The organism is Pseudomonas sp. 5Ae-yellow, from assembly GCF_014077575.1.
GTDB lineage: Bacteria > Pseudomonadota > Gammaproteobacteria > Pseudomonadales > Pseudomonadaceae > Halopseudomonas > Halopseudomonas neustonica.
The window spans coordinates 1-26,181 of sequence record NZ_JACGWE010000039.1; the positions used below are offsets into that span (position 1 = coordinate 1).

24 protein-coding genes and 1 riboswitch are annotated in these 26,181 nt (G+C 58.1%); of the genes, 15 read left to right on the forward strand and 9 right to left on the reverse strand.

Annotation, left to right across the window (positions count from 1 at the left end):
- Positions 1–121 precede the first annotated feature (121 nt).
- On the reverse strand, positions 122–1,321 hold the full coding sequence (gene tyrS / locus H4J77_RS16235) for a tyrosine--tRNA ligase (protein WP_123890508.1): 1,200 nt from the start codon (positions 1,319–1,321) through the stop codon (positions 122–124).
- 231 nt (positions 1,322–1,552) lie between these two features.
- Here tyrS and H4J77_RS16240 point away from each other — a divergent pair, with 231 nt between their 5' ends.
- Both H4J77_RS16240 and H4J77_RS16245 read left to right on the forward strand, forming a co-directional pair.
- Complete coding sequence (locus tag H4J77_RS16240) at positions 1,553–2,977, forward strand: peptidoglycan DD-metalloendopeptidase family protein (protein WP_123890509.1); 1,425 nt, start codon at positions 1,553–1,555, stop codon at positions 2,975–2,977.
- A complete protein-coding gene (locus tag H4J77_RS16245; protein ID WP_310734997.1) occupies positions 2,978–4,084 on the forward strand; it encodes an anhydro-N-acetylmuramic acid kinase in 1,107 nt (368 codons plus the stop codon). It begins immediately after the preceding gene.
- A 20-nt stretch (positions 4,085–4,104) separates the two neighbouring features.
- Here the strand turns inward: H4J77_RS16245 and erpA are convergent, their stop codons facing one another.
- From erpA to argC, 4 genes are all read right to left on the reverse strand, one after another.
- Positions 4,105–4,458 (reverse strand): iron-sulfur cluster insertion protein ErpA, encoded by a 354-nt coding sequence (gene erpA, locus H4J77_RS16250; RefSeq protein WP_123890510.1) that lies wholly within the window; start codon positions 4,456–4,458, stop codon positions 4,105–4,107.
- A 67-nt stretch (positions 4,459–4,525) separates the two neighbouring features.
- Positions 4,526–4,951 carry a polymer-forming cytoskeletal protein gene (locus H4J77_RS16255; protein ID WP_123890511.1) on the reverse strand — a complete coding sequence of 142 codons (426 nt, stop codon included), beginning with the start codon at positions 4,949–4,951 and terminating at the stop codon, positions 4,526–4,528.
- Positions 4,951–5,715, reverse strand: a complete 765-nt coding sequence (locus H4J77_RS16260) for a DUF6776 family protein (protein WP_123890512.1) — start codon at positions 5,713–5,715, stop codon at positions 4,951–4,953. The genes H4J77_RS16255 and H4J77_RS16260 overlap by 1 nt, the downstream gene beginning before the upstream one ends.
- Positions 5,715–6,749, reverse strand: coding sequence for an N-acetyl-gamma-glutamyl-phosphate reductase (argC, locus tag H4J77_RS16265; RefSeq protein WP_182249450.1), 1,035 nt, complete (start codon positions 6,747–6,749; stop codon positions 5,715–5,717). The genes H4J77_RS16260 and argC overlap by 1 nt, the downstream gene beginning before the upstream one ends.
- Before the next feature lie 146 nt (positions 6,750–6,895).
- Here argC and hemJ point away from each other — a divergent pair, with 146 nt between their 5' ends.
- Complete coding sequence (hemJ, locus tag H4J77_RS16270) at positions 6,896–7,318, forward strand: protoporphyrinogen oxidase HemJ (protein ID WP_123890514.1); 423 nt, start codon at positions 6,896–6,898, stop codon at positions 7,316–7,318.
- A gap of 32 nt (positions 7,319–7,350) precedes the next feature.
- Here the strand turns inward: hemJ and H4J77_RS16275 are convergent, their stop codons facing one another.
- Positions 7,351–8,832, reverse strand: a complete 1,482-nt coding sequence (locus tag H4J77_RS16275; RefSeq protein WP_182249452.1) for an AAA family ATPase — start codon at positions 8,830–8,832, stop codon at positions 7,351–7,353.
- A 142-nt stretch (positions 8,833–8,974) separates the two neighbouring features.
- On the opposite strand from H4J77_RS16275, the gene H4J77_RS16280 reads away from it, so the two are divergent.
- Both H4J77_RS16280 and coq7 read left to right on the forward strand, forming a co-directional pair.
- Complete coding sequence (locus H4J77_RS16280; protein WP_123890537.1) at positions 8,975–9,313, forward strand: histidine triad nucleotide-binding protein; 339 nt, start codon at positions 8,975–8,977, stop codon at positions 9,311–9,313.
- A 68-nt stretch (positions 9,314–9,381) separates the two neighbouring features.
- Positions 9,382–10,029 carry a 2-polyprenyl-3-methyl-6-methoxy-1,4-benzoquinone monooxygenase gene (coq7, locus tag H4J77_RS16285; protein WP_182249454.1) on the forward strand — a complete coding sequence of 216 codons (648 nt, stop codon included), beginning with the start codon at positions 9,382–9,384 and terminating at the stop codon, positions 10,027–10,029.
- On the opposite strand, the gene H4J77_RS16290 is transcribed toward coq7, so the two are convergent.
- Positions 10,017–10,292 carry a DUF1145 domain-containing protein gene (locus H4J77_RS16290; RefSeq protein ID WP_158611288.1) on the reverse strand — a complete coding sequence of 92 codons (276 nt, stop codon included), beginning with the start codon at positions 10,290–10,292 and terminating at the stop codon, positions 10,017–10,019. The genes coq7 and H4J77_RS16290 overlap by 13 nt on opposite strands.
- Positions 10,293–10,423: 131 nt before the next feature.
- On the reverse strand, positions 10,424–10,846 hold the full coding sequence (locus tag H4J77_RS16295; protein WP_123890518.1) for an OsmC family protein: 423 nt from the start codon (positions 10,844–10,846) through the stop codon (positions 10,424–10,426).
- Between the two features lie 179 nt (positions 10,847–11,025).
- On the opposite strand from H4J77_RS16295, the gene crp reads away from it, so the two are divergent.
- The 10 genes from crp to H4J77_RS16345 all read left to right on the forward strand — a co-directional run bounded on the left by crp (position 11,026) and on the right by H4J77_RS16345 (position 25,231).
- Positions 11,026–11,670: a cAMP-activated global transcriptional regulator CRP gene (crp, locus tag H4J77_RS16300; RefSeq protein ID WP_182249456.1), complete on the forward strand. Its 645-nt coding sequence runs from the start codon at positions 11,026–11,028 to the stop codon at positions 11,668–11,670.
- A gap of 124 nt (positions 11,671–11,794) precedes the next feature.
- Positions 11,795–13,147 (forward strand): adenosylmethionine--8-amino-7-oxononanoate transaminase, encoded by a 1,353-nt coding sequence (locus H4J77_RS16305; RefSeq protein ID WP_123890538.1) that lies wholly within the window; start codon positions 11,795–11,797, stop codon positions 13,145–13,147.
- Between the two features lie 4 nt (positions 13,148–13,151).
- A complete protein-coding gene (locus tag H4J77_RS16310) occupies positions 13,152–13,874 on the forward strand; it encodes a 16S rRNA (uracil(1498)-N(3))-methyltransferase (protein ID WP_182249458.1) in 723 nt (240 codons plus the stop codon).
- Between the two features lie 91 nt (positions 13,875–13,965).
- Complete coding sequence (locus H4J77_RS16315; RefSeq protein ID WP_123890521.1) at positions 13,966–14,205, forward strand: exodeoxyribonuclease VII small subunit; 240 nt, start codon at positions 13,966–13,968, stop codon at positions 14,203–14,205.
- Entirely contained in the window at positions 14,202–15,092 is an 891-nt protein-coding gene (locus tag H4J77_RS16320) for a polyprenyl synthetase family protein (protein ID WP_123890522.1), read from the forward strand. Before H4J77_RS16315 ends, H4J77_RS16320 begins: the two co-directional genes overlap by 4 nt.
- Positions 15,093–15,185: 93 nt before the next feature.
- A complete protein-coding gene (gene dxs / locus H4J77_RS16325) occupies positions 15,186–17,102 on the forward strand; it encodes a 1-deoxy-D-xylulose-5-phosphate synthase (RefSeq protein ID WP_182249460.1) in 1,917 nt (638 codons plus the stop codon).
- A 21-nt stretch (positions 17,103–17,123) separates the two neighbouring features.
- Positions 17,124–17,327: riboswitch (cobalamin riboswitch) on the forward strand.
- A gap of 132 nt (positions 17,328–17,459) precedes the next feature.
- Positions 17,460–19,313, forward strand: a complete 1,854-nt coding sequence (locus H4J77_RS16330; RefSeq protein ID WP_182249462.1) for a TonB-dependent receptor domain-containing protein — start codon at positions 17,460–17,462, stop codon at positions 19,311–19,313.
- 185 nt (positions 19,314–19,498) lie between these two features.
- Complete coding sequence (locus H4J77_RS16335; protein ID WP_182249464.1) at positions 19,499–20,938, forward strand: Wadjet anti-phage system protein JetA family protein; 1,440 nt, start codon at positions 19,499–19,501, stop codon at positions 20,936–20,938.
- Entirely contained in the window at positions 20,931–21,596 is a 666-nt protein-coding gene (locus tag H4J77_RS16340) for a DUF4194 domain-containing protein (RefSeq protein ID WP_182249466.1), read from the forward strand. Before H4J77_RS16335 ends, H4J77_RS16340 begins: the two co-directional genes overlap by 8 nt.
- Positions 21,596–25,231, forward strand: coding sequence for an ATP-binding protein (locus H4J77_RS16345; RefSeq protein WP_182249468.1), 3,636 nt, complete (start codon positions 21,596–21,598; stop codon positions 25,229–25,231). The genes H4J77_RS16340 and H4J77_RS16345 overlap by 1 nt, the downstream gene beginning before the upstream one ends.
- Before the next feature lie 171 nt (positions 25,232–25,402).
- Here the strand turns inward: H4J77_RS16345 and H4J77_RS16350 are convergent, their stop codons facing one another.
- Positions 25,403–25,942 carry a type 1 glutamine amidotransferase domain-containing protein gene (locus H4J77_RS16350; RefSeq protein WP_182249470.1) on the reverse strand — a complete coding sequence of 180 codons (540 nt, stop codon included), beginning with the start codon at positions 25,940–25,942 and terminating at the stop codon, positions 25,403–25,405.
- Between the last annotated feature and the right edge of the window lie 239 nt (positions 25,943–26,181).

The following is a 26,181-nucleotide window of genomic DNA, read 5'->3' on the forward strand; positions in this document are numbered from 1 at the left end:
TCTACGCCATCTCGCCAGCCTGTCAACCCTTATTTTCAAGCTAACTTATTGATTAATAAGCGCTTTACTTAGAGCTTCCTGCTCAGCGAGAGGGCGAATTATAGAGATCTCAGCACGGCCGTCAAGCCTTTTTCAACACAATCTGCGCAAACTTCTTTTTACCTGCCTGGCAGACGTAGGAAACACCCAGCTTGAACACGAAATCGCGATCAACCACCTCACCATCTACCTTGACCGAACCGGCCGCCAGCAGGTCGCGAGCAGCTGCAGCATTCTTCACCATGCCCGCACGATTCAATACGGCCGATATGGGCAGATCGCTATCAGCGTCCAGATCAACCTGGGGCAGATCAGTGGGCAGCTCACCATCCTTCAAGCGATTGCCTGCCGAGCGATGCGCATTGGCAGCAGCCTCTTCGCCGTGGAAACGCGCAACCAGCTCTTCTGCCAATTTGATTTTGATGTCCCGCGGATTGGCACCCGCCTCTACATCAGCTCGCAATTGCGCTATCTCTTCCATACTCCGGAAGCTGAGCAACTCGAAGTAACGCCACATAAGACTATCCGGCATGGAAACCAGCTTGTTGTACATTTCGCCGGGCGCGTCATTGATACCTATATAGTTGTTCAATGACTTGGACATCTTCTTGACGCCATCCAGGCCTTCCAGAATAGGCATGGTCAATGTTATCTGCGGCTCCTGCCCATACTGACGCTGAAGCTCACGCCCCATCAGCAGGTTAAACTTCTGATCGGTTCCGCCCAACTCGACGTCGGACTCCATGGCGACCGAATCGTAGCCCTGCACCAAGGGGTACAAAAACTCGTGGATAGAAATTGACTGCCCGCTCTTGTATCGCTTATCAAAATCATCGCGCTCAAGCATCCTGGCCACGCTGTGCTTGGCTGCCAGCTGAATCATGTCAGCCGAGCTCATCTTGTCCATCCAGGTAGAGTTGAACATCACCTCGGTCTTCGCCGGATCCAGAATCTTGAAGACCTGCTCCTTATAGGTTTCGGCATTAGCCAGAACCTGCTCACGTGTCAGCGGTTGACGCGTCACATTCTTACCCGACGGATCACCGATCATTCCAGTGAAGTCACCAATAAGGAACAGGACCTTGTGCCCCAGGTCCTGAAACTGACGAAGCTTGTTGATAAGCACGGTATGCCCCAAGTGCAAATCCGGCGCAGTAGGGTCGAAACCAGCCTTGATGCGCAACGGCGTGCCGCGCTCCAGCTTGGTACGCAACTCAGACTCAACCAGAATCTCATCTGCGCCGCGCTTAATCAGCGCCAACTGCTCGTCAACGGGCTTCATAGGTCCAGATATCCTGTGTTTTCTAGGTAAAAGAGAGGCCAAAAATTAGCGGGACAAACCATACAACATTAGCGATCAATTACAAACTTGCGGGGTAGCGCGCAAGGGATGGACGCAAGATTGACGCTGCAAATCTGACAGACGGATTTAGCAAAGGCTTGCCAAGAAGGCTTTTCAATTATAATTTAGTAGGTTAGTACACTTTATATAGAATATTATACAAGAGCGCTTATGGGTTCCCAAGAGAAGAAATCACCGCGATATCCCAAAAGCCACATAGTGGCTGCTAGTGGTATCGCCGCAGCGCTGAGCATTTTTCTGCTCGTCATTCCAACCACAGATGTAGAAGCCAAGAGAACCTTTGTTCAGCTTGAGCTGCAAGCTCCCCAATCAAATAGCGATCATGCCTCCCATCAAGAGTTGGATGCACTGGTCAGTGAAACGGTCACTTTACCGAAGGCGCTCGACATCGCCAGACAGGCGACAGACACCCCGGTAGCATCGCCCTTACTGCAAGCTGGCGCGACGGATGAAGAAACTGCTCCGTCTGGCCCCCAGTGGCAAAGCCTAACCGTTGCCAACGGCGACACACTTTCAGTGCTTTTCGAAAAAGCAGACCTGGGCGTCAGCACTCTGCATGAGGTGATCAACAGCAGCCCCGAAGCCAAGCGCTTCACTCGCCTTAGAATCGGCCAGGTGCTTGAGCTTCAGACCAACGAGGCCGGCGAGCTGCTCGCAATGCAATCCAAGCTCAGCGACCTCGAAACCATCCGTATCGAGCGGACTGAAGACGGGTATAGCTATAGCAAAGAGCTGATTGAACCTGAAGTTCGCGAGCGCTACGTGCAGGGCACCATCGATAGCTCCCTGTTTCTTGCAGCACAGCGAGCCGGACTTAGCCACAACCTGACCATGGAAATGGCCGGCATCTTCGGTTACGACGTCGACTTCGCCCGCGACATCCGACAGGGCGACCAGTTTGAAGTGCTATATGAGCAGTTGAACGTTGGCGACAAGGTGGTGGGCAGCCGCAATATTCTCGCCGCGCGTTTTGTTAATCGCGGCAAGGCCTTTACCGCGGTGCGATATACCGATCACAACAACTTCACTAGCTACTACCGCGCTGATGGTACCAGCATGCGCAAAGCCTTTATCCGCACGCCGGTCGACTTCGCGCGCATCAGCTCACGCTTTAATCCTGGGCGCCTCCACCCTGTTTTGAACCGTATACGCGCGCACAAAGGCGTCGATTATGCCGCCGCAACCGGTACCCCGATCAAGGCAACCGGTGATGGCCGCGTGGTTTCCGCAGGACGTAAGGGCGGATACGGCAACGCAGTGGTTATCCAGCACGGCCAGAAATATCAGACGCTATACGGTCACATGGTCCGTTTCGCCAGCGGCATCACCGCCGGCACTCACGTCACGCAGGGGCAAGTCATTGGCTACGTCGGCATGACCGGCCTGGCTACCGGCCCGCATCTGCATTATGAGTTCCGCATTAACGGTCGCCACGTTGACCCACTGGGCGTCAAGCTACCCGTTGCCGATCCCATCCCGCAAAGTGAGCGCACTGCGTTCCTGGGCATAAGCAACAAGCTGATGGCGAGCATGGACCAACGTCGCCCCACACAGATCGCCGCGCAGGAACAGTAAGTGTGCGCACTCTATGTCGGTATCATGTCAGGCACCAGCCTGGATGGTATCGACATTGCCCTCTCCCGATTTGATCCCAAAAAGCAGCATGCTGACTGCCTGGATGCTATTTGCTGTCCCCTCCCCGAAGATCTGAAACAACAACTCCTGAGCCTTTGCAGCAGTGCGGACGACGAGATAGTGCGTGCCGGGCGAGCTGGAATAGCCTGGGCCACACTAGCCGCTGCAGGCGTAATACAACTGCTCCGACAAAACCAGCTCCACCCCTCCGATATACGCGCCATCGGCAGTCACGGACAAACCATTCGCCACCACCCCGAGCTAGGCTTTAGCCAGCAGATTGGTGCTCCTGCGCTACTGGCGGAGCAAACCGGCATTAACGTTATCAGTGACTTTCGTAGCAGAGATCTGGCCGCTGGCGGCGAAGGCGCACCGCTGGTACCAGCCTTTCATAGCTGGCTACTGAGCGACCCGGAACACACGCGCACCCTGATCAACATTGGTGGCTTTGCCAATCTCAGTATCATGCGACCAGGTATGACACCCGCCGGCTTTGATAGCGGGCCGGGTAACGCCTTGATGGATAGCTGGATTCAACAGCACAAGGGCTTGGCGTTTGACGAGGGTGGAAACTGGGCAAGAACAGGACGCGTAATACCCGAGCTACTGCAGGCAATGCTGAGCGATCCATACTTCTCACGAAGCGCTCCCAAAAGTACCGGCCGCGAGTATTTCAATCCGCACTGGCTGAGCACGTTTATCGCTAGCCAACCAAAAGAGCTGCGCTCCGAAGACGTGCAAGCGACCCTGCTGGCATTAACAGCTCACTCCATCGCAGACAGCGTTGCAGTCGCAGCTAGCGAGAGCACTTCGGTCTATTTGTGCGGCGGTGGCGCACGTAATACACTCCTGCTGGAACAGCTACAAACGCTACTCAAGCATCGGCAGGTGCGGACCACGGCGGCTTTGGGAGTTGATCCAGACTGGATGGAGGCCATAGCCTTCGCCTGGCTCGCCTGGCGTTTTGACGAACGCTTGCCCGGCAATTTACCCAGCGTCACAGGTGCCAGGGGTGAACGCATACTCGGCGCGCTCTACCCTGCTTGAACATCGTCTTACCTGTGGAATTAAACCGAGAAGGATGAACCGCAACCGCAAGTCGTTGCAGCGTTGGGGTTATTGATCACAAAGCGCGATCCTTCCAACCCCTCCTGATAATCTACTTCAGAACCGGCCAAGTATTGAAAGCTCATCGGATCGACTATCAGCTTGACCCCTTCGCGCTCAACAATGGTGTCGTCCTCGGCTAGCTCATCATCAAAGGTGAAACCATACTGAAATCCGGAACAGCCGCCGCCGGTAACGAATACCCGCAGACTCAATCGATCGTTCCCTTCTTCTTCAATCAGGTTACGTACCTTAGTTACCGCGTTATCACTAAAGATCAACGGGGTAGGAATATAGACTTCAGCGGTAGACATACAACCTCCAGCAACGAGTGCCGCAGCACAACAATTTAGCCATTATCCTTTTTCCCGAGTGTTTTGGTCAACTATTCTCCGAATCAAGCTGCAGGCCCTGCTCAACAGCCAGTTTCTGATCAGCCTCTTGGCCCAAATAATTCAGCTGCCCACTGATTTGTGCGCCCAACACCATCTCCATATAACGATAATGCAGGTCGCCACTAATCCGTGCCTTGGCGTCCAGTTCGAGGTGCTCCAGCGCGTGCACATCGCCAACCACCTGCCCATTGATAAGCACATGGGGCGCCGTGATGATGCCTTCGACATAGCCATGCTCGCTAACCCTGACTAACCCCTCTTCCGCTTGGATATTACCCAGCACCCGTCCATCGATCTGAACTGCGCCAGAGAACCGCAGGTCGCCGGTAATTTCCGCCTCTTGCGCAATGATGGTCGTCTTGCCACCGAACTGACTGATATCCGCCTTCTTGTGCTTGTCTGCTCCCCACATCAGGGTGTCGCTCCTGTGACTGTCCAATCAAAAACCTGTTCGACCAGGATTTTACCGTCTTTACTTGCTGCCAATTTAACCTGCTGCGGGACAAAACCCTCCGGCAGTCGCAACGTTGCCTGCTCGGCATTAGCTGGCACCACTTGAAAGTATCGAAAATCCAACACCAGCCCCACATCATCAGTGACAGCGCTCAACTGCTCCAGCTTTAGCGTAACAGCTTTGCCGCCCTGCTTACCGACCACTTCCAGCTGCAGCTTTGCCTGAACGGTATCGCTCTCGTTACCAACACGACTAACCATTACCTTGTAACGGAAAACACCGTCTTCTTCTGTGCCATGCAACTCAAATGCCTGAATTCGTATACCAGGGTCCATCGCGGCGGGCGCCAGCACACCTTGATATTGCGCGAGATTCTGCTGCAGCTTAAACAACTGCTCCTCTAGCTCGTGAACCATTTCGCGGCCTTCCACCGCTGCGTCCTTGGCCACTAGCAAATCGACTTCCAGCTGGTGATAGCGTTGCCGCCAGTCTTCAACCTCTTTGACTAACTGACCCTGACGCTCGATCAATGCCTGGCGTTCAAGCAAATAAGGCTGCTGCGATCGCATGGCGGCCTCCCAGCCTTGCCATGCACTAACCGGCACCAGAATCAGCAGCACAATAATCACCCCGCGCTTCCAGCGTCGAAAGGCCTTGGAGTCGCGGGGATGAATGGTGACACTGTGCTCTCGCAGCGGGCGCCGCCGCTTGAAGTTGAGCATCAGGGCATCATGGCCGGATGTGCCAGACCGGCACGCTCATCCAAGTTAAAGAGAATATTCATATTCTGCACGGCCTGCCCGGAGGCGCCTTTCACCAGATTGTCGATCACCGACAGCACCACTACCTTGTCCCCACCCTGCGGGCGATGCACAGCGATCCGGCATACATTGGCGCCGCGCACGCTGCGCGTCTCCGGATGACTTCCAGCGGGCATGACATCAACAAAAGGCTCGTCTGCGTAGCGCGCTTCAAACAAGGCCTGAAGATCGATACTGGTATCGGCAACGGTGGCATAGAGCGAGGAGTGAATGCCTCGAATCATGGGCGTCAAATGCGGCACAAAAGTCAGCCCAACCGGCTGACCGGCAGCCAGTTGCAGGCCCTGACGGATTTCCGGCAAATGCCGGTGACCTGCCACGCCATAGGCTTTCATGCTCTCGGTCGCCTCGCAAAATAGCGAGGGCACATTGGCGCCCCGACCGGCACCACTAACGCCTGACTTACAGTCAGCAATCAAATGTGCAGTATCCGCAATCCCGGCTTCCAGCAGAGGCAAGAAACCCAGCTGAGTGGCGGTTGGATAGCAACCGGGCACCGCAATCAAGCGAGCAAGCTTGATCGCCTCACGATTAACCTCAGGCAGCCCGTACACAGCCTCAGCCAGCAGCTCAGGGGCACCATGCGGCTGGTTATACCATTTGCTCCACTCCTGCGGGTCACGCAAGCGGAAGTCTGCGGACAGATCAATGATCTTTACTCCCGTGAGCAACAGCTCCGCCGCCATTGAGTGCGCGACGCCGTGCGGAGTAGCAAAAAACACCACGTCACAGGCACCTAGTTTTTGTGCGTCCGGCACGCTAAAACGCAGGTTGTCATAATGGCCGCGAAGGTTGGGATACATCTCGGCAACACTCACCCCGTCTTCAGATCGGGATGTAATGATCTCGACATGCGCCTCGGGATGCTGGGCTAACAGCCGCAGCAACTCTACCCCGGTGTAACCGGTTCCGCCTACAATGCCTACTTTGATCATCATTACTTCCTGAATTCGGTTAAATGGTGTTTGAATAATCCGTCTGCCGCACTTGGGCATCAAGTACCAGCGCGCGCAGCGTCACCCTATGATAAAAGCGCTGGCAGAAATTACCAGCGCGACCCCACTCCAGACAGGAGCAACTCGTGTACCTATGGATCAAGGCCTTTCACATCATGGCCATTATCACCTGGTTCGCCGGGCTATTTTATCTGCCACGCCTTTTCGTCTATCACGCGCAGAGTGAAGATAGTATCAGCCGCGAGCGGTTCAAGGTGATGGAGCGCAAACTCTATCGCGGCATTATGAACCCCTCGATGCTGGTTGCGCTGGCACTGGGCATCTGGCTGCTTTACCTGCAACCCGTCTGGCTTAGCCAAGGCTGGATGCACGCCAAGCTAACACTGGTCGTGCTGCTGGTAGGCTATCACCACATGTGCGGCGCCATGCTCAAGCGTTTCGCGGTTGATGCCAATACTCGCTCACACGTGTTCTACCGCTGGTTTAACGAGGCGCCGGTATTGGCTCTGGTCGGTATCGTCCTATTGGTTGTGCTCAAACCGTTCTGAACACGCCTAATAATCTGATGTTACCTGCTGGATCAATCAGCGCGCACCGCGCGCTCGTTGGCCCAGGCACGCAAGGCGTCGAGCTTCTCTGCCATGACAACGGACAAGGGTGAGGTCTCGCTTAACGCCTTGAGCACATGCCCATTGCCGACCGCCTGCTCGCCAGCTGCGGCGCTGTATACCGCGCTAACCACTGCTTGCTCTATCTCCGCGCCCGAGAAACCGTCACTCGCCTGCGCCAGCGCCGCAAGATCAAACTGCTCGACGGCCAATTCACGCTTGGCCAGGTGGATATGGAAAATATCCGCCCGAACCTGCGCACTCGGCAAATCGACAAAAAACAGCTCATCGATACGTCCTTTACGAATTAGCTCCGGGGGCAGCTGAGTCACATCATTTGAGGTCGCGACCAGAAATACCCGCGAACGGCGCTCGGCCATCCAGGTCAGCAGCGTCCCTAGCAGGCGCCGCGATACGCCCTGATCGCCACCTTCCGGCGCCAGCCCCTTCTCTATCTCGTCAATCCAGAGCACACAGGGCTCCAGCGCATCGGCCAATTGCAGGGCATCACGCAGGTTTTTTTCGGTTTCACCGATGTACTTGTTGTACAAACCGGCGACATCCAGCCGCAACAGCGGCAAACCCCACAACCCGGCAACGGCTTTGGCTGCCAGGCTTTTTCCTGCGCCCTGCACACCGACCAACAGCACACCGCGTGGAGTATCCTTGAGGCGCGGGTCACCGTTGAAGGCATGCTCTCGCTCGGATAACCAGCGTTTCAACTGGCTCAAGCCTCCCACATCGGCAAAGTGCGCGGTGTCCTGTTCATAGCTCAACACCCCCTGCATATCCAGGAGTTCGAACTTGGCCTTGTTTAACGTTGGCAGGTCTTCCTGAGTAATGGCACCATCATCGACGATCAGCTTGCGCGCCAACCGCCGTGCCTCTTCGTGCGTCGTCCCCCGCAGGTTGCGCACCACCTGCTGTAAAGTCTGATTATCGGTGCGCACCCGCTCGCCGCGATTCTGCTCGCTCCAACGCGTGGCCTCTTCACGCACGATGGCTGCCAGCTGCTCATCTGACGGCATGCTCAAGCTAATGCGCGCAGCAAGGCGGCTAAGCTCCGGCGGCAGCGGCACAGAGTGGCTAACCAGTACCAGCGTAGGCGCCACTTTCTCGGTCGCCATGGCAAGCATTTTGATCAGCCGCACAATGCGCGGCGAGTCGAGAAAGGGATGCACATCGCAGAAAACATAGAGCGCCGGCTCACCTGCACGACGAATCTGTTCCAACGCGGTTTCTGCGTCGCGTGTATCCTGCTCGGCATCCATGTCCGCGCCAAACCCCAGCCGGCTTAGCCCATCGATATGATTCCAGGTGTACCAGGTCTGTGCGCGGCGCACAGCCAGCGTGCCTATGGTCTGCAGCACTCGCTGCTCTTCCCAGGACTCGATGACCACCAAGCGTACCCGCGAATCCAATACCAACGCCAAATCATGAATATCGTTTTTCAAACGCACACTCCCTTGCTGCATTTTTCCGGGGCTGCGCCAAGCCGCCGCGGGTTGAACTAGTGCCATTCTAACCGGCTACCGTTACACTGACCGTCTACCGCCCGGGCACACCGGGATCATGTTGCATTATAAGGAGCTCAGCGTGGACTGCCTGTTCTGCAAGATCATAGACGGCAAGATTCCGTCAAAAAAGATATACGAAGACGAGCACAGCTTCGCCTTTCATGACATCAATCCACAAGCGCCGGTGCACTTTCTGGTCATCCCGAAAAAGCACATCGCCACTTTGAATGACATGACTGAGGACGACAGTGCGCTTGTTGGGCACTTGATTTTTACCGCGCAAAAGCTGGCAAAAGAGTTGGGCTGCGAGGCGGGCTTTCGTACCGTATTCAATTGCAACGAACAGGGCGGCCAAACGGTCTACCATATTCATCTGCACGTACTTGGTCAGCGTCAGCTGTCTTGGCCTCCGGGCTAAGCACTGACCTGAAACGCGATTCCAATACCCGCTTCCTGCACGTTGCACTTGCCACCGAGGAACAGACAATGAGCACATCACGTCATTACAGCTTTCTTGATCGGCTGCTGAACCAGGCCGATCAGTCATTGCGTACGCTGATACCAGGCGCGGCCCAGCCGAACCGGCCATCACCGGCCCAGCACTTGGCCAATGTGCCCATGCACGAGGAAGAGCGCAAACATATCGCGGGCCTGATGCGCATCAACCACACCGGCGAAGTCTGTGCACAAGCGCTTTATCAGGGGCAAGCGCTGACCGCGAAGCTACCCGATGTGCGCGAAAAGATGGAACATGCCGCAGCCGAAGAAATCGACCACCTGACATGGTGCGAACAACGCCTGACCGAGCTGCATAGCCGGACCAGCGTATTCAATCCGTTATTTTATGGTTTGTCATTTGGTGTTGGCGCCGCAGCCGGTCTGATCAGTGATCGCGTCAGTCTTGGCTTCGTGGCGGCTACCGAGCAACTGGTTGAACGCCATCTGGACGACCACCTGAACCAGCTACCGGAAGAAGACATCAAGTCACGCGCCATTCTTGAACAAATGCGCGAGGACGAAATCGAGCACGGCAATCAGGCATTGGAGGCGGGCGGCGCCATATTTCCTGCGCCGGTAAAACAGGCCATGACGCTGATGTCCAAGGTCATGACCAAGGCGACCTACAAAGCCTGATTCAGCGCTGCGCGGGTATCCGGCGCCTTGACATGGAAGACGCCAAACAACATGACCAGGGCGAACTGCTTTAGCGGTGAGCCCAGCGTCTTCAGCTGTTTACCCACCAAGCCCCACTCAACCAGGTGGATTAGCACGATGGCCAGTGCCAACCAGTTCAGGCGCTGCGGATCAGGAACCTGAACCAGGCCCAGAAGGCTAAGGGCAACCACCAGCCAAAAAGCCAGGGTCAGCAACTTGCCGACGAGAAACACCACACGCATTGTCTTACTCCTTTCCTTGGCGATTGATGAAAAAACCATGTTAGCGCTGGCGAGGGAAACCAGAAGGGCCTGACTCGCCATTGAGCAGGCCGACTGTGCCAAGCGCCTCCTATAGCCAATGCGCACCCGCTCTAGTCAATCTCAACAATCTCGTAATCGTGCGTAACTTCAACCCCCGCACGGCCCATCAGGATCGACGCTGAACAGTATTTCTCCGCAGAGAGTTCAACCGCGCGCTTGACGTGCACTTCCTTCAGATTCTTGCCTTTTACTACAAAATGCAGATGGATCTTGGTAAATACCTTGGGCTCGGTATCGGCCCGCTCGGCATCCAACAGAGTGTGCACATCGCGAATATCCTGGCGCGATTTTTTCAGAATACTCACGACATCATAGCTGGCGCAGCCACCAAGACCGACCAACACGGTCTCCATCGGACGAATACCCATATTGCGACCACCCGACTCTTCAGGGCCGTCCATTACCACTGTATGGCCACTACCTGACTCGCCCAAAAACATGGCTCCATCAACCCACTTGATATGCGCTTTCATCTATCTTTCCTGCCACTCAATCGCCTCAGATGAGGCGCAGAGTACCACAGCCACTACGCGACAGCCTGCCACACTGGCCATCATCGGAAAAACTGGACATACTCCCCGTTGGTCTCTGCTGAGGCTGACATCGATGCACTGCATCTTCGGTTCGCGCGACTACGCCCAGGACACGTTTAATGGTTTCTATCACCCTCACACCTAAAATAAAAAATCTCGATGCATTCCTTGCCCATTGCCATCGACGCCGGTTTTCGGCACGCAGTACAGTGATACACGCGGGCGACCAATCCGACAGCCTGTTCTACATAATCAAGGGCTCGGTCACCATTCTGATTGAAGATGATCAGGGCCGCGAAATGATCATTGCCTACTTGAATCAGGGCGACTTCTTCGGCGAGATGGGCCTGTTCGACATGACACCCGCGCCACACGACCGCACTGCCTGGGTACGCGCCAAAGTCGAGTGCGAGGTGGCTGAGATCAGCTACGCGAAATTCCGCGAACTGACTCAGCGCGATACCGAGTTGCTCTATGCGGTTGGCAAACAGATGGCCGAGCGCCTGCATGCCACTACCCGCAAGATGGGTGACCTGGCGTTCCTTGACGTCACCGGACGAGTTGCCGGCACCCTGCTGGAGCTATGCAAACAGCCCGACGCCATGACTCACCCTGACGGCATGCAGATCAAGATCACTCGTCAGGAAATCGGCCGCATTGTCGGCTGTTCACGAGAAATGGTCGGCCGCGTGCTCAAGAGCCTGGAAGAACAAGGCTTGATCGACGTCAAGGGCAAGACCATGGTGGTCTACGGCACTCGTTGAGCCGCCCTAGCTGTCCACCAGGCCTTCGAGCCGGTGGGCAGCGCCAACGGCTGCCACACTCTCGGCAGCTAGGCCCGGCCTCATGTACAATTCAGCGACTACGGATTCTTACTACGAGGTAAACATGGGCTTGAATAACGATTGGATGCAACGTGACATCTCGGTGCTTTGGCACCCCTGCACCCAGATGAAAGACCATGAACACATGCCGGTCATCCCTATCCAGCGCGGTGAGGGCATCTGGTTGCACGACTTCGAAGGCAACCGCTACATGGACGCGGTCAGCTCCTGGTGGGTCAATATCTTTGGCCACGCCAACCCCTATATCAATCAGCGCATCAAGGATCAGCTCGACACCCTTGAGCACGTTATTCTCGCCGGCTTCAGCCACCCGCCAGTGATCGAGCTGTCCGAGCGTCTGGTGAAAATGACACCTGCCTCCCTGACGCGCTGCTTTTACGCGGACAACGGCTCATCGTGCATCGAAGTTGCGCTGAAGATGAGCTTTCACTACTGGCTTAACACCGGCAAGCCCGAGAAAAAACGCTTTATCACTCTATCCAACAGCTATCACGGCGAAACCCTGGCTGCGCTCGCAGTGGGTGACGTCGCGCTGTACAAGGAAACCTATCAACCACTGCTGATGGAAGTGATCACGGTTCCCTCCCCTGACTGCTATGACCGCGAGGAAGGCGAGAGCTGGGAAGAGCACAGCCGCAAGATGTTCGCGCACATGGAAAAGGCGCTGGAGCAGAATCATGAAGAAGTGGCCGCCGTCATAGTCGAGCCGCTGATCCAGTGCGCTGGCGGCATGCGCATGTATCACCCCGTGTACCTCAAACTGCTGCGCGAAGCCTGCGATCGCTACGGCGTGCACCTGATTCACGACGAGATTGCGGTTGGCTTTGGCCGGACCGGCAGTCTATTCGCCTGTGAGCAAGCCGATATCGCCCCTGACTTTCTCTGTCTGTCCAAGGCATTGACCGCCGGCTACCTGCCGATGGCCGTGTGCATGACCAACGACAAGATTTATCAGGCCTTCTACGACGATTACGAGAGCATGCGCGCCTTCCTGCACTCACATAGTTACACCGGCAACCCACTGGCCTGCGCCGCCGCACTGGCGACGCTGGATCTGCTGGAGCGCGACAACGTGATCGAAGCCAATAAGTCACTGTCGGCTCACATGGCGAAAGCAACCGCACACTTTGCTGATCACCCTCACGTTGCAGAAGTGCGTCAGACCGGCATGGTGCTGGCCATCGAAATGGTCAAGAACAAAGCCACCAAAGAGGCCTACCCCTGGCAGGAGCGGCGCGGTATTCGGGTGTATCAGCACGCGCTGAAAAACGAGGCGATGCTGCGCCCACTCGGCAGCGTGGTCTATTTCATGCCGCCCTACGTGATCACGCCAGATCAGATCGACCATCTGGCCAGCGTCGCCTGGGAAGGTATTCAGCTGGCGACGCGAGACTGAATCGGTGCGCGTTTCTCGTTTTTATCTAGACGCACCACTGAGTCAGGGCGAGCAGACCCTGACCGGTGACGTAGCCCATTACATCGCCCGTGTGCTCCGGCTGGGGCCGGGTGCGCCCGTGCAGTTATTCAACGGCAGTGGTCAGGAGTGGCCCGGCGAGGTCGTCGCGGCGGGCAAGCGCGAAGTCGTCGTCACACTTGATGCAGCGATTGTAGGCATGAGCGAATCGCCGCTGCAGACTCATCTGGGTCAAGCCATGTCCCGCGGCGAGCGCATGGACTGGGCGATTCAGAAAGCCGTTGAACTGGGCGTGAATGAAATCACTCCGCTGTTCACCGAGCGCTGCGAGGTCAAACTGCAGGGCGAACGGGCAGACAAACGCCAGGCCCATTGGCAGCAGGTGGCGGTGAGCGCCTGCGAGCAATGCGGACGCAGCGTGGTGCCGACAATACACCCGCCAACCGCGCTGCGCGACTGGTTAAGCCCGCTCCAGGCCGACTTGAAACTGGTACTGCACCACCGCACAAACCAGGACCTTGACGCATTGCCGCGCCCGCAGTCGATGGCGCTACTGATTGGCCCCGAAGGTGGACTGAGCAGCGACGAGATTCAGCAGGCGGAAACCAGCGGCTTTGTTGCCGCCCGCTTCGGACCAAGGGTACTGCGTACCGAAACAGCGCCGGTAGTAGCACTAAGTATGGCCCAGCAACGCTGGGGTGATTTCTAGCAGGCCAGGCCGGAGCGGCACAGTCGATTGACCCCGCCCCCGGCCTTGGGTAATGTTCAGCGGTTTTATTGATCTCCAGACGAGGTAGCAGATGGCCCGGAAAAAAACCGCCGTGGACTTTGAACAGTCCCTTGGCTCACTGCAGACGCTGGTCGAGCGCCTGGAAAGTGGTGACCTCAGCCTGGAAGAATCGCTCAGCGCCTTTGAGCAAGGCGTCGTACTCACCCGCGACTGCCAACAGGCCCTTAGCCAAGCCGAGCAGAAGGTACAGCAGCTGGTTGAAAAAAACGGCGAGCTAACAACCGAACCTTTTGACGGCCCCGCTGAATGAGCAGTGGATTTACCGCCTACCTCGATCACTGCCAGGCTCGCATCAACCAATTTTTGCTAAGCCAGCTGAGTACGCCCCAGCCCAGACTCGAACGTCTGTACGCTGCCATGCGTTACAGCGTGGTTAATGGCGGTAAACGCGTGCGCCCGCTGCTGTGCTATGCCAGCTGTGAGGCACTTGGCGGCAATCAGGACGCCGCCGATCCGGCCGCCGGTGCCGTCGAGCTTATCCACGCCTACTCACTGATTCACGATGACCTGCCCGCCATGGACGACGACGATCTGCGCCGCGGCCAACCTACCTGCCATCGCGCCTTCGACGAAGCCACGGCGATTCTCGCCGGTGACGGGCTGCAGGCGCTGGCCTTCGACTGGCTGAGCCAACTCGGCACATGGCAACCGGCTACCCGCTTGCAGATGGTACAAACCCTGGCCCGGTCCGCTGGCCCTCAAGGCATGGTTGGCGGGCAAGCGATCGACCTGGGCGCCGTCGGCGAGAAAATCGATCAGACCACCCTGGAGCTGATGCATCGCCACAAGACCGGCGCACTGATCAGCGCCAGCATCCAACTCGGCGCGCTCGCCAGCGAGCGTGCGAGCAGCGAGCAACTACAAACACTTGAAGTCTACGCCGACTGTATCGGCCTGGCCTTTCAGGTGCAGGACGACATTCTCGATATCGAGAGCGAAACCAGCGTATTGGGCAAGCAACAGGGCGCCGATATCGCCCGTGACAAGCCCACCTACCCTGCGTTACTCGGCCTTGCTGGCGCGCATCAGCTGGCCCAGCAGCTGCGCGACCAAGCCGTCGCCGCCTTGCAACCATTGGGCGACAACGCCATCCAGTTAAAACAACTGGCAGACTACATAGTGCAACGCCGTTTTTGATCCACGGGTCGTTGGTGTTGGGCAATCGGGGTGCATCGGTTAAACTGGGCACTTGTTCACCTGCCATGTTTCATGGCACTCAGAGCCTTTTTGATGCCTAGCACGTTCCACGAAATACCGCACCAACGCCCCAGTACCCCGCTGCTGGACAGTCTTGATGACACAGCCCAACTGCGTGAGCTGGATGAAAGCCGCCTGCCTGTTCTAGCGGACGAGCTGCGCGCGTTTTTGCTCTGGAGCGTCGGTCAAACGGGTGGTCACTTTGGCGCCGGGCTAGGCGTAATTGAGCTGACCATCGCGCTGCACTATGCCTACCACACGCCTGAAGACAGACTGGTATGGGATGTCGGCCACCAGGCTTACCCGCACAAGATTCTCACTGGCCGCCGTGAACGCATGGCCAGTCTGCGCCAGAAAGAAGGCCTCGCAGCCTTTCCGCGCCGGGTAGAAAGCCCTTACGACACCTTTGGTGTTGGCCACTCCAGCACCTCAATCAGCGCCGCGCTAGGCATGGCAATTGCCGCCAACCTGCAAGGGCTGGACCGCCGTACCGTTGCCGTCATTGGCGATGGTGCTCTCACTGCCGGCATGGCATTTGAGGCGCTGAACCACGCCAGCGACGCGAAGGCCAATATGCTGGTGGTGTTGAATGACAACGATATGTCGATATCGCGCAACGTCGGCGGCCTGTCCAACTACCTGGCCAAGATTCTGTCCAGCCGCACCTACTCGCACATGCGCGAAGGCAGCAAAAAAGTCCTGTCCATGATCCCGCAGGCAATGGAGCTGGCGCGCAAGACCGAAGAGCACGCCAAGGGCCTGCTGGTGCCGGGCACCTTGTTTGAAGAGCTGGGCTGGAATTACATCGGCCCAATCGACGGCCACGACCTGCCCACCCTGGTTAACACCCTGAAGAACATGCGTGAGCTCAAGGGCCCGCAGTTTCTGCACGTGGTAACGCAAAAAGGCAAAGGCTTCTCACCGGCGGAAGCCGACCCTATTGGCTACCACGCGATCACCAAACTGGAACCCAAGCCCGCAGCGCCCAGCGGTGCCAGCAAGCCCAAATTTTCCAACATTTTCGGCCAGTGGCTGTGCGACATGGCCGCACAGGATGCCCGCTTGATCGGTATCACGCCGGCGATGAAGGAAGGCTCTGACCTGATTGCCTTCAGCGAGCAATACCCCGACCGCTATTTTGACGTCGCTATTGCCGAGCAGCACGCCGTCACGCTGGCTGCAGGCATGGCCTGCGAAGGCGCCAAGCCGGTGGTTGCCATTTACTCGACCTTTTTGCAGCGCGCTTACGACCAGGTTGTGCATGACGTTGCCGTGCAGAATCTGGATGTACTCTTTGCCATTGACCGGGCTGGCCTGGTCGGTGAAGACGGTCCGACTCACGCCGGCAGTTTCGACCTGTCCTTCCTGCGCTGCCTGCCCAACATGGTCATCATGGCCCCCGCCGATGAGAATGAGACCCGGCAGATGCTGACGACCGGTTTTCTGCACGAGGGTCCAGCGGCGGTCCGCTATCCACGCGGTACCGGCCCGGGCACACCGATTGACCCTGCGCTGGACACCCTGCCAATTGGCAAGGGGGTGATGACTCGCAAAGGACAAGAGGTCGCTATTCTGTGTTTCGGCACACTGCACCAGCAAGCGCTCATAGCCGCTGAAAAGCTGAACGCCAGCGTTGCCAACATGCGCTTCGTCAAACCATTGGACACCACACTGATCGCCGAGCTGAGTGCCACCCACAAGTTACTGGTCACGCTGGAAGAGAACGCGGTCATGGGCGGTGCAGGCAGCGCGGTCAATGAATGGTTGCTAGCTGAAGGCATCAACACGCCTGTGCTTAACCTGGGCTTGCCGGATATCTTTGTCGAGCATGCCAAGCCCGCGCAGATGCTGGCCGAATGCGGACTGGATGCCGAGGGTATTGAAGCCGCTATTCGCCGCCGCCTGAGCATTATCCCCGAGCCCGACCAAGGGCTTGACCCACCCACCTGAAAGCCCTAGAGTCCGCCCCTGTTCTTAGTACTCGCATTGGGTGCCTGATCCGCCACGCGGATCGGGTGAAACGGGAAGTCGGTTCAAGTCCGACGCTGCCCCCGCAACGGTAAAGAGTCGCAGGCATGCCTGCAGCTGCTGATCAGATGCCACTGTGCAACGCACGGGAAGGCGATCGCAGTCCGACTTTGAGCCCGGAGACCGGCCCATTGCGCGAAACACTGCCCGCTTGCGCGCAATGTTTCTGCTGAGGTGTCGCGGAGGGCGTCACCGGTCGGCGTGGTCGCCCGGTCACTACTGCATGGCACCCTCCTGACTCCCCGCCCTCCTCAAAAGCATTACTTTTGAGGATTCAGAATGAAACCAGCTCTACTCCTGTTGCCAGCGCTGCTGGCCAGCGCCGTTGCGCAAGCCAGCGACACGCTGGGCTTGTCCGATACCATTGTTACCGCGTCACGCATCGAGCAACCTCGCAGCTCCGTCCTGTCTGCCAATACCATCTTTGACAGAAACGATATCGAGCGGCTGCAGGCGCGCAGCGTGCCAGAGCTTCTGCGCAGAGTTCCGGGCGTTCAACAAAACAGCAACGGCGGCATTCCAGCCTACTTCGTTCGCGGCGGTAATACCGCGCAAACTCTGGTTCTGGTTGATGGTCAGCGAATTTCTTCTGCAACCACCGGCATAGCGCGGCTGGACTATCTGAATATCGACAACATAGAGCGCGTCGAAGTCATTCGTGGCCCCAGATCCTCTGTCTACGGCGCGGATGCGGTGGGCGGTGTGATCCAGATATTTACGCGCCAGGGACGCAATGGCTTGCAGCCCAGCGTGCGTCTTGGCGCAGGCACTAACCAGACCTACGAACGAAGCGTCAACATCAGCGGCGGCAACCAGAACACTCGCTTTATAGTAGGAGCCAGCCTGAACGAATCAGACGGCTTCGATCTGACAGCAGACAATCAAGGCAATGACCGTGATACGGATGGTCAACGCAATAAAGCTTTTTTTGGGCGTTTGGACCATGACTTCAATCAGGATTGGAGCGCTGGCGTCAGCGTCAACGAACAGAATGGCAAGAACGAGTACGACGACGCTTACGATGTCATGCCCGGCACTCCTGAAGACCAGTTCCGTGTGCGCGGCTATAACGGCTATGTGCAAGGCCGGCTCTCTGATACATGGCAAAGCCGTATTGAGCTGGGCCGCAGCGAAGATCGCAATAAAGCCGTAGGATCCAGATCCAACGACGGCAGCATTGCCACCTACCGACATTCAGCCAGCTGGCTGAACCAGATTCAGCTTTCAGCCAACCAGGAACTCAATATCGGGAGTGACTGGCAACGGGACCGACTGGATGCAACTAACGCTTATAGCAAGACTCGCCGCGAGAACCTGGGAGCATTTGCACAACACAGCTGGAGTACCGAAAGCTTCAGCACTGAGCTTGGAATGCGGCATGACGATAACCAGCATTTCGGCAACCACAACACCTGGAACGCCGCACTCGCCATACCCAGCGGTGACAACCAGCAGTGGATACTGAGCTACGCCACCGCTTTCCGTGCGCCGACCTTCAACGACCTGTATGCCCCGCCCGGCTGGGGTGGCAATCCTGATCTCGATCCAGAGCGCTCCCGCTCTATGGAGCTGCAGTGGCGTGCAGACTTTATGGACACCCATTTGGAAGCCTCTCTCTACCGCACCGATACCAAAGACCTGATTGCCTACGACAGCGGCTCTGCCCAAGTAGAAAATACCAAGCAAGCGCGCATCAATGGCCTTGAGGTATCGGTCGCTAGCGAGCTGATGGGCTGGACCGCGCAAACGGCCTTGAGCATCATCGACCCGCGCGACCGGCAGACCGGCAAAACCCTGCAGCTGCGGGCCAAGCGCACCCTGACAATGGATCTGGACCGCCGGTTCGGTAACCTGGGATTTGGCGCTACTTGGGCGCTATTCAGCCAGCGCTATGCCGACGCAGCCAACAGCGAAACGCTGGCAGGCTATGGCACGCTTGATCTTAGATCCAGCTGGCAAGCAACAACAGCAACGCGCCTGGACCTCAAGCTCAGTAACGTGCTGGATCGCGACTATCACCTGGGTACCTATCAGCGGCCCACAGGGCCTTGGCCAGCGCCATCGATCGACTATGCCTATCAGGAGCAAGGACGTGCAGCACTGGTCAGCGTGACCTGGACTCCACAGCTCTAAATCGCATTTCAGCCACAGGATGGATGGCCTCGGCCATCCATCCTGGCTGTCATCCGCTACAACTCTGCCGCCATCCAACTACCTCCTACCCCAAAACCAGATCACAGCTTGTCGCTTGCCCCTTGCGGCTTGGCGCTGCGTTTCAGGCATAATATGCCTTTGCCCAGACCGGAACTGACTCCCGTATGTTTTTCAGCGACGAGCGCCTGCACTTCTTCCGCCCGCTCACCAGCAAATACCGCGAACAGATAGTCGAATGCCTGCGCCTGCTGCACGAAAGGCTGTACAGCGCGCGCGCCGATTATGGCGAGTCGCTACGGCGCGAGCAGGTCGTGGATATCTTCTGCGAAGCACTGGAACGCGCGCCCCTGCTGGAAGGTGAAGACGACGACAGCAGTCGCTTCAAGAACAACCGCGAGCAGGCGGGCTGGGTGCTGGGCGCACTGCTGGACAACGGCTGGCTGGAGCGTCAGGTCGACCAAGCCACGTTCCAGTCCACCTACCCGTTCAGTCGCATGGGCCGATTGTTCACCCAATCGCTGGTGGAAGCCGATGGCCATAACGTGCGCACCCACCACCGCAACACGCGTAACACGCTGAACGCGCTTGCCGCATTCCTCAACCACGGCGAAGTCTACGACCTGCTCGACGCGCACGAATACTCCGAGCGCATCATTGCCGACTTCACCGACATCATCGCCGAGCTGGAAGAACGCAAGCGCGAACTGGTACGCGAGGTTGAGGCCCAGCAACTGGTGCAACAGGCCAGCGATCAGTTCTTTGATTTCATGGAAAAGCGCTTTCAGCCGGACGTCGCCATCCGACTGTCCGCCGACAGCGTTGAAAAGCACCGTGAGCGCATCCAGGACACCATCGACCGTATCCGCCGCAAACCACGTGAATGGAAAGCACACGCGGAGCGCGAGCTACGCCGGCTCGCACCGCATCTGTTGGTTGACGAGCATAGCTCGATACTCTGGCAACTGCTCGACGGCATCGAAAGCCGACTGCGCAACGCGTCCGACATCATGTTGCCAGCCCTGCGCAAAACCCTGCAGGGCTTTACCCAGCGCGCCGACATCATCATTCGCCAACTCAGCTACCTGCACAGCCAGAAACACACCGACGTCGTAGGTATTTGTCGCCAGCTCGCCGCACTCGACCCCGCTGAGTGCGACGCCCGCCTCAGCGCCGCCGGTGATGCCCTGGCCAGTGTCCGCGTGGGCCTGGTTGACCCGGCCGCCGTGCGCCTGCGCGAGCGCCGCGAACGCCCACCGGTGCATAGCTTGATGACTGAACTGGACCAACCGGACGACGCCACCCTGCGCGAGCTGGGCGTGCAGCAGCTACTCGACAAGGCCTTCAACATCAATGCCAGCAACCTGCGTGACTACCTGCGCAACGCGCTGGGCGCAGGCAAACGCATCGATAACCGCGATCTGCCGATCAGCAACGCCCGCGACCTGCTCGCACTCAGCCACCTGATAGAGCTGGCCGGAGCCGATCAGGCCAGCCATGGGCTGCGCGTGCGTATCGAGCCCAACGGTGAACCCATCACCGACGAAACCTACTTCTCCCGCCGCGATGGCTTCATCATCGACCTGGAACAAGACGATCATGCGTGACGCTTTAGATAGCCAACTCAACGAACGTGGCATCAGCCCGGAAGCCTTCTCCGAACTGATGATCCGCCTGCTCGACCGTGGCGTACTTTGCCGCGACGAAAGTCAGCGCGAAGCCGAACTCTATGACCGTTACCTGCAGGTTACCGAACAGGTAGAAGACTATCTCTCGGTGCTGCGCATTCGCGTGCTGCACGAACCGCGTTTCAACCTGCTGCGTATCTTTCCACCCGGCGCCGAAGTACCCGGCCTGGCCGACAGCGAAGATAGCTTCAACAATGGCCTGCGCGAGCGCCTGAACCAGCAGGAAGTCGCCCTGATTCTGGTGCTGCGCGCCGAGTACGATCAGGCACTGCGCGAAGGTCAGGTCGATGAGTTCGGACAGGTCATGCTCTCGCTGGAGGCGCTCAACCTCAGCTGCCGCAATTTGCTCGGCCGCTCGCTGCCCGAGCAACAAGGCGAGCGCAAGGCCCTCTTGCGCCGCCTGCGCCAACTCCGCCTGATTCGCAGCCCAAGTGATGCCGCGCTGGACGAAGGTGAAGCCTGGCTGACCATTCGCCCTGGCATTATCAGCCTGGTGACCGACAGCGCGCTGGCGCAGCTGGCCAATCCTGATCCCGATGAAAATGCCGACCGGCAGAGCGCCGAGGAGAACCACTGATGTATCTGAAACGCTCTATCACCGTAAACTGGGGCAATCTGCCGGTCGAGGAGCTGGACTACGGCCCGGTCAACCTGTTCTCCGGCGGCAACGGCTCAGGCAAAACCACCGCAGCCGACGCGCTGCAAACCCTGATGACCGCCGCCCACGACAACCTGTTCAACTACAACCCTGGTCAGGATGAAACCACCCAGCGTGGTCGCGGCGGCAAGCAGGTGCGTACCCTGGCGTCTTATGTGCTCGGCTGCGACGACGGTGCCTTCGCGCGCCCCTGGGATACCGATGGCTATATTGCCGGCGTCTTCCATCCCACCACCGGCGAAACAGCGGACCCGTTCACCGCCGTTATCGGTGTGCGTGCACACCTGGACGCCGCCGGTAGCAGCCGACAGGCACGGCAGGACGAACTGCTGCTGATGATCGTGCCGGGCGAAATGCTCTCGCTATCGCATTTTGTGCGCGATCAGAACGATGGCCGCCACGTGGTCGGCGTAACCGAACTACCCGAGTTGTTGCGCCGCCAGTACGGCAAACAGCAGGTCGAGGTCTACGACAAGAAAAGTACCTACCTGGCTCGGCTCTATGGTGCGCTGCGCGGCCGCTCTGACGCCGTCTCCGTACGCGAAGCCAAGCACGCAGCGCGCACCTTTGCCAATTTCATGGCGTATAAACCAGTCAAATCCATCGACCAGTTCGTTGCCGAAGAGGTACTGGAGGCACGCGAATTTGGCGACACTATCAAGCGTATCCGCGAGCTGCTGCGCACCGTACACGGCATGGAGCAGGAAGCCAGTCGCGTACGCGCCTCAGTCGAGTTGCTTTCCAGCGCCAGCCTGCAGGCGGAGCGTTATCAGGACAGTTGGCTAGAACGCACGGGGCTAGCCTATGCGGCGGCGGCGCAAAACTGGCACAAAAATCAACAGGGCTATCTCGCCGCGAAGGAAGAGCAAAAACAGCTTAGTGACGAGCTAGCCAGCGTGACCGATGACCAGCGCCTCACCGCAGAGCGCCTGCAGCAAGCGCACCTGGAGCTGGTACAACTGGAAGCCCGCAGACAAGGCATTCCTGCCCTGCAGAACAAAGATCAGCTGGAGCAACGCCAAAGCCAGCTAAGCGACCAGCTGCGGGCGGCGGTGCCCGCGCTGCTGACCCAGGCGCAACAACGGGATCGCAACATTGATGCCCTGCGCGCCACCCAGCAGCTGTTAAGCCAGCACAGCCTCAGCATGGAGCTGCCGCAACTGGCCAGCCGTGGCTGGCGTGAGCGCAGCCAGGCGGTACTCGCCGCCGAACAAGCGCCGGTAGCGGAGCTGAACCAACTGCTGGCCCGCGACTGGATTGATTTGACCCCGCTGGATGCCGGACTGGATGCCATTCGCAGCCAACAGACCAGCCACAATCAGCTGTCCGAACTGCTTAGCGCCAGCGATGCCGATGGCGTTACCTTGTTGCAGCGCGTTGATCGTCTGAGCCAAGAACGCAGCAACAGCCTTAACCAGCTGGAACGCCAGATCAACCAGACCAAGCAACAGATCAGCGCCCTGAGTTCCAGCCAGGTCGCCTATCCCGGTTACATTGCCGATGCGCTACGCGCGATTCGTCAGCAATGTCCGCAAGCCGATCCGCGTGTGCTCTGCGATCATGTCGAGATAACTGACCCCGATTGGCAAATGGCGATTGAAGGCTATATCGGCGGCAGCCGTTACGCCATTCTGGTCGAGACCGAGTATGAGGCGGAGGCGATCCGTATTGTGCGCCAACTGAGCAGCCGCGAACGCAACCGCGCCCGCGTGATTCAAGGCCACAAGGCCCGGCAGGATGCCGAGCGCATCAGCCTGCCGGAAGACTCCATCCTCACCGTGATGCGCTTCAGCCACAAGGTCGCCGAATACTATCTGCGCGCCTCCTACGCTAGCGTTAGCCGTGTGATGGATGCCGACGCTCTGCGCCATGCGCGGCGCGGGATCACCCGCGAAGGCATGGGGTCTGGCAACTACGCGCTGTTCCGCTGCGATATCGACGACAGCCAACTGGTGTTCGGTGCTGCCGCCCGCGAGCGCAACCTCGCCGCGCAAGAAGCTACGCTGGAGCAACTCAGCGTGCAGCGTCACAACCAGCAACAGCAGCACCTGGCGTTGCAGCAGCTGACCAAACTCCTGGGGCAGATACAGCCACTGGACTACGCCGCCCGCGCAGCGCAACTACTCGACAGCCAACGCCAGCTCAGAGACGTTGAACAGCAGCTCGAAATGCTGGATCTGGGGGCGCACAGCGACCTGGAAAACGAGCAGGATAAAGTTACCGGCCGGCACCGCGAACTAGAACAACAAGGCAAACAGCTGGGCGTGCAGCATGGCCGTCTGGAAGAAAAGCTGAGCAACACCGATCAGCGCATTCAGCAGTACGCCGCGCAGAGTGACCATTTGCTTGAGGCCAAAGATCAGGCCGAACAACACCTGCTGGAAGCGGCCAGCAAAGTACCCGGACTCGACCCGCAAGCGCGGCTGGAACAGCTTGACACCATGCTGCAGCAAAGCAGCGCCCAGTTCGATTTCAATGCCGACAGCCAAGCGCTGACCGCCACCCTGCACCGCCAGATAGTCGACCTGCAGCGCGCCATTGAACAATACAATCAGCAGACACAACCCGCTGACCAGATCGTCGCCGACAGCCCATCGGAGCTGCACAGCCTGGCCTTTTTCAGTCACATTGGCGGCCTGCGGCAGCAACTTGACAACCTGCACAACCGGCTGCGCAACAACGTGCTGCTGGAAAAGCAGGAGCAACTCGCCAGCCTGCGCGACAGCTTCAACACCACCTTCGTCAGCGATCTGTGCCACGAGATTCACCAGGCCATCAACGATGGCCGCCGCGTCCTGGAAAATCTCAACCAGGAGCTGGAACACCATCAATTCGGTGCCGACCGCGAGCGCTTTCAGTTCGACTGGGACTGGCTACCCGAGTACAAAGCCTACTGGGATTTCTTCCGCGAGATCATGCAAACGCCCAACCTGGGCGACGGCACCGGCTTGTTCGACAGCAGCCTGTCGGAGAAAGCCAGCGGCATTCGTGATCAACTGCTCAGCCTGCTGCTCGACGGTGATGAACAACAGGCCCTGCGCGAACTCGAACGCATCAGTGACTATCGCCGTTACCGCCGCTACGACATTCTCAAGCACCCAGCGGGTAAACAGCCCATTCGCCTCAGCGAATACGGCACCGGCTCCGGTGGTCAGCTGGAAACCCCAGCCTACATTATTCGCGCCGCAGCCGTGACGAGCGCCTTCCGTTTCAATGACGGCGACAGCCATCTGCGCATGGTGATCGTGGATGAAGCCTTCATGCACATGGACGAGACCCGCTCACGCGAAGTGATCGGCTACCTCACAGAGACCCTGGGCCTGCAGCTGATCTTCATCATGCCCACCAGCAAGGCCGGCCCCTTCCTGGAGCTGGTCAGCAATCAGTTCGTGTTCAGTAAAGTCCCAAGCAGCCAAGCTGTAGGCGAACTCAACACCCGCGTGCTGCTGGACCGTCAGCAGCTCAACCGCGACAAGGTCGCCGAGCTGTGGGCACAGCATCGCCGCGTGATTCGCCAACAGGGCGCGCTGGAGTTTATGGAGGATGTAATATAGGGCAGCCGGCGAGGTGCGGCCGGCCAGGTGCAGCCGGCGAGATGCGGCCGGAGAGGCGCGGCCCGCTAGCTAGGCGCCGTCAGTAACCCGCCGATCAGGATAGCCGAAACGAAAACGCCCCGCATAGCGGGGCGTTTGTCTTAGCTGCAAAGCCCGTCGCGGGCTCGCGTGCTAAGCGGCAAAGACCTCAAGCAACTTGCTGCAAAAGTCATCCAGGTCATCGGGGTTACGGCTGGTGATAAGCCCCTGCTCGTAACAAACCGACTGATCAACCCACTTGCCACCGGCGTTCTCTATATCGGTTTTCAAGCTAGGCCAGGAAGTCAGCGTGCGGCCCTTGACTACCCCCGCCTCAATCAGCGTCCAAGGTGCGTGACAGATTGCCGCCACCGGCTTACCGGCAGTAAAGAAAGCCGTGATGAACGCAATCGCGTGCTTATCCAGCCTCAACGTATCCGGGTTGGCCACGCCACCTGGCAACACCAGCGCATCATAATCATTGGCCAATACCTCTTGGGTAATACGGTCCACCTTGAAGGTGTCAGCTGCGGTGAGATGATTAAAGCCTTGCACATCCTCCGCCTCGGTCGATACCAGATGCAAGGTCGCGCCCGCCTCTTTAAGGTCCTGCCAAGGTCGGGTCAGTTCGATCTGCTCAACGCCTTCGGTCGCCAGAAACGCGATCTTTTTGCCATTCAGTGAGTTGCCCATAACGGCTCTCCTGTTCAGGTGACTGTTTCTGTTGGACGCATCTAAGGCTGTAGGTTCCCCGCCAGTTTAAAGCGATACCCCAGCGTTGGAGCCTCGCAGCATTGAATAACGTGGGGTTCTACCCCGTTACTGCGGACACTCTTGAAAAGAGGCACAATGTGCCAAAGGAGTGTTCATGTCCAAACGCAGAAAATACAGCCCTGAATTCAAGCGCGAAGCCATCGCGCTATCTCGCCAGC

Excerpts from the sequence above, each read along its gene's own strand:
- H4J77_RS16290 (WP_158611288.1), bottom strand. The coding sequence starts at position 10,292 with ATGCGTGTGGTGTTTCTCGTCGGCAAGTTGCTGACCCTGGCTTTTTGG.
- H4J77_RS16260 (WP_123890512.1), bottom strand. The coding sequence starts at position 5,715 with ATGCTCAACTTCAAGCGGCGGCGCCCGCTGCGAGAGCACAGTGTCACC.
- H4J77_RS16330 (WP_182249462.1), top strand. The coding sequence starts at position 17,460 with ATGAAACCAGCTCTACTCCTGTTGCCAGCGCTGCTGGCCAGCGCCGTT.
- H4J77_RS16305 (WP_123890538.1), top strand. The coding sequence starts at position 11,795 with ATGGGCTTGAATAACGATTGGATGCAACGTGACATCTCGGTGCTTTGG.
- erpA (WP_123890510.1), bottom strand. The coding sequence starts at position 4,458 with ATGTCTACCGCTGAAGTCTATATTCCTACCCCGTTGATCTTTAGTGAT.
- H4J77_RS16320 (WP_123890522.1), top strand. The coding sequence starts at position 14,202 with ATGAGCAGTGGATTTACCGCCTACCTCGATCACTGCCAGGCTCGCATC.
- crp (WP_182249456.1), top strand. The coding sequence starts at position 11,026 with ATGGTTTCTATCACCCTCACACCTAAAATAAAAAATCTCGATGCATTC.
- argC (WP_182249450.1), bottom strand. The coding sequence starts at position 6,749 with ATGATCAAAGTAGGCATTGTAGGCGGAACCGGTTACACCGGGGTAGAG.
- H4J77_RS16255 (WP_123890511.1), bottom strand. The coding sequence starts at position 4,951 with ATGTGGGGAGCAGACAAGCACAAGAAGGCGGATATCAGTCAGTTCGGT.
- H4J77_RS16345 (WP_182249468.1), top strand. The coding sequence starts at position 21,596 with ATGTATCTGAAACGCTCTATCACCGTAAACTGGGGCAATCTGCCGGTC.
- H4J77_RS16350 (WP_182249470.1), bottom strand. The coding sequence starts at position 25,942 with ATGGGCAACTCACTGAATGGCAAAAAGATCGCGTTTCTGGCGACCGAA.
- coq7 (WP_182249454.1), top strand. The coding sequence starts at position 9,382 with ATGAGCACATCACGTCATTACAGCTTTCTTGATCGGCTGCTGAACCAG.
- H4J77_RS16335 (WP_182249464.1), top strand. The coding sequence starts at position 19,499 with ATGTTTTTCAGCGACGAGCGCCTGCACTTCTTCCGCCCGCTCACCAGC.
- H4J77_RS16340 (WP_182249466.1), top strand. The coding sequence starts at position 20,931 with ATGCGTGACGCTTTAGATAGCCAACTCAACGAACGTGGCATCAGCCCG.
- tyrS (WP_123890508.1), bottom strand. The coding sequence starts at position 1,321 with ATGAAGCCCGTTGACGAGCAGTTGGCGCTGATTAAGCGCGGCGCAGAT.
- H4J77_RS16315 (WP_123890521.1), top strand. The coding sequence starts at position 13,966 with ATGGCCCGGAAAAAAACCGCCGTGGACTTTGAACAGTCCCTTGGCTCA.
- dxs (WP_182249460.1), top strand. The coding sequence starts at position 15,186 with ATGCCTAGCACGTTCCACGAAATACCGCACCAACGCCCCAGTACCCCG.
- H4J77_RS16295 (WP_123890518.1), bottom strand. The coding sequence starts at position 10,846 with ATGAAAGCGCATATCAAGTGGGTTGATGGAGCCATGTTTTTGGGCGAG.
- H4J77_RS16240 (WP_123890509.1), top strand. The coding sequence starts at position 1,553 with ATGGGTTCCCAAGAGAAGAAATCACCGCGATATCCCAAAAGCCACATA.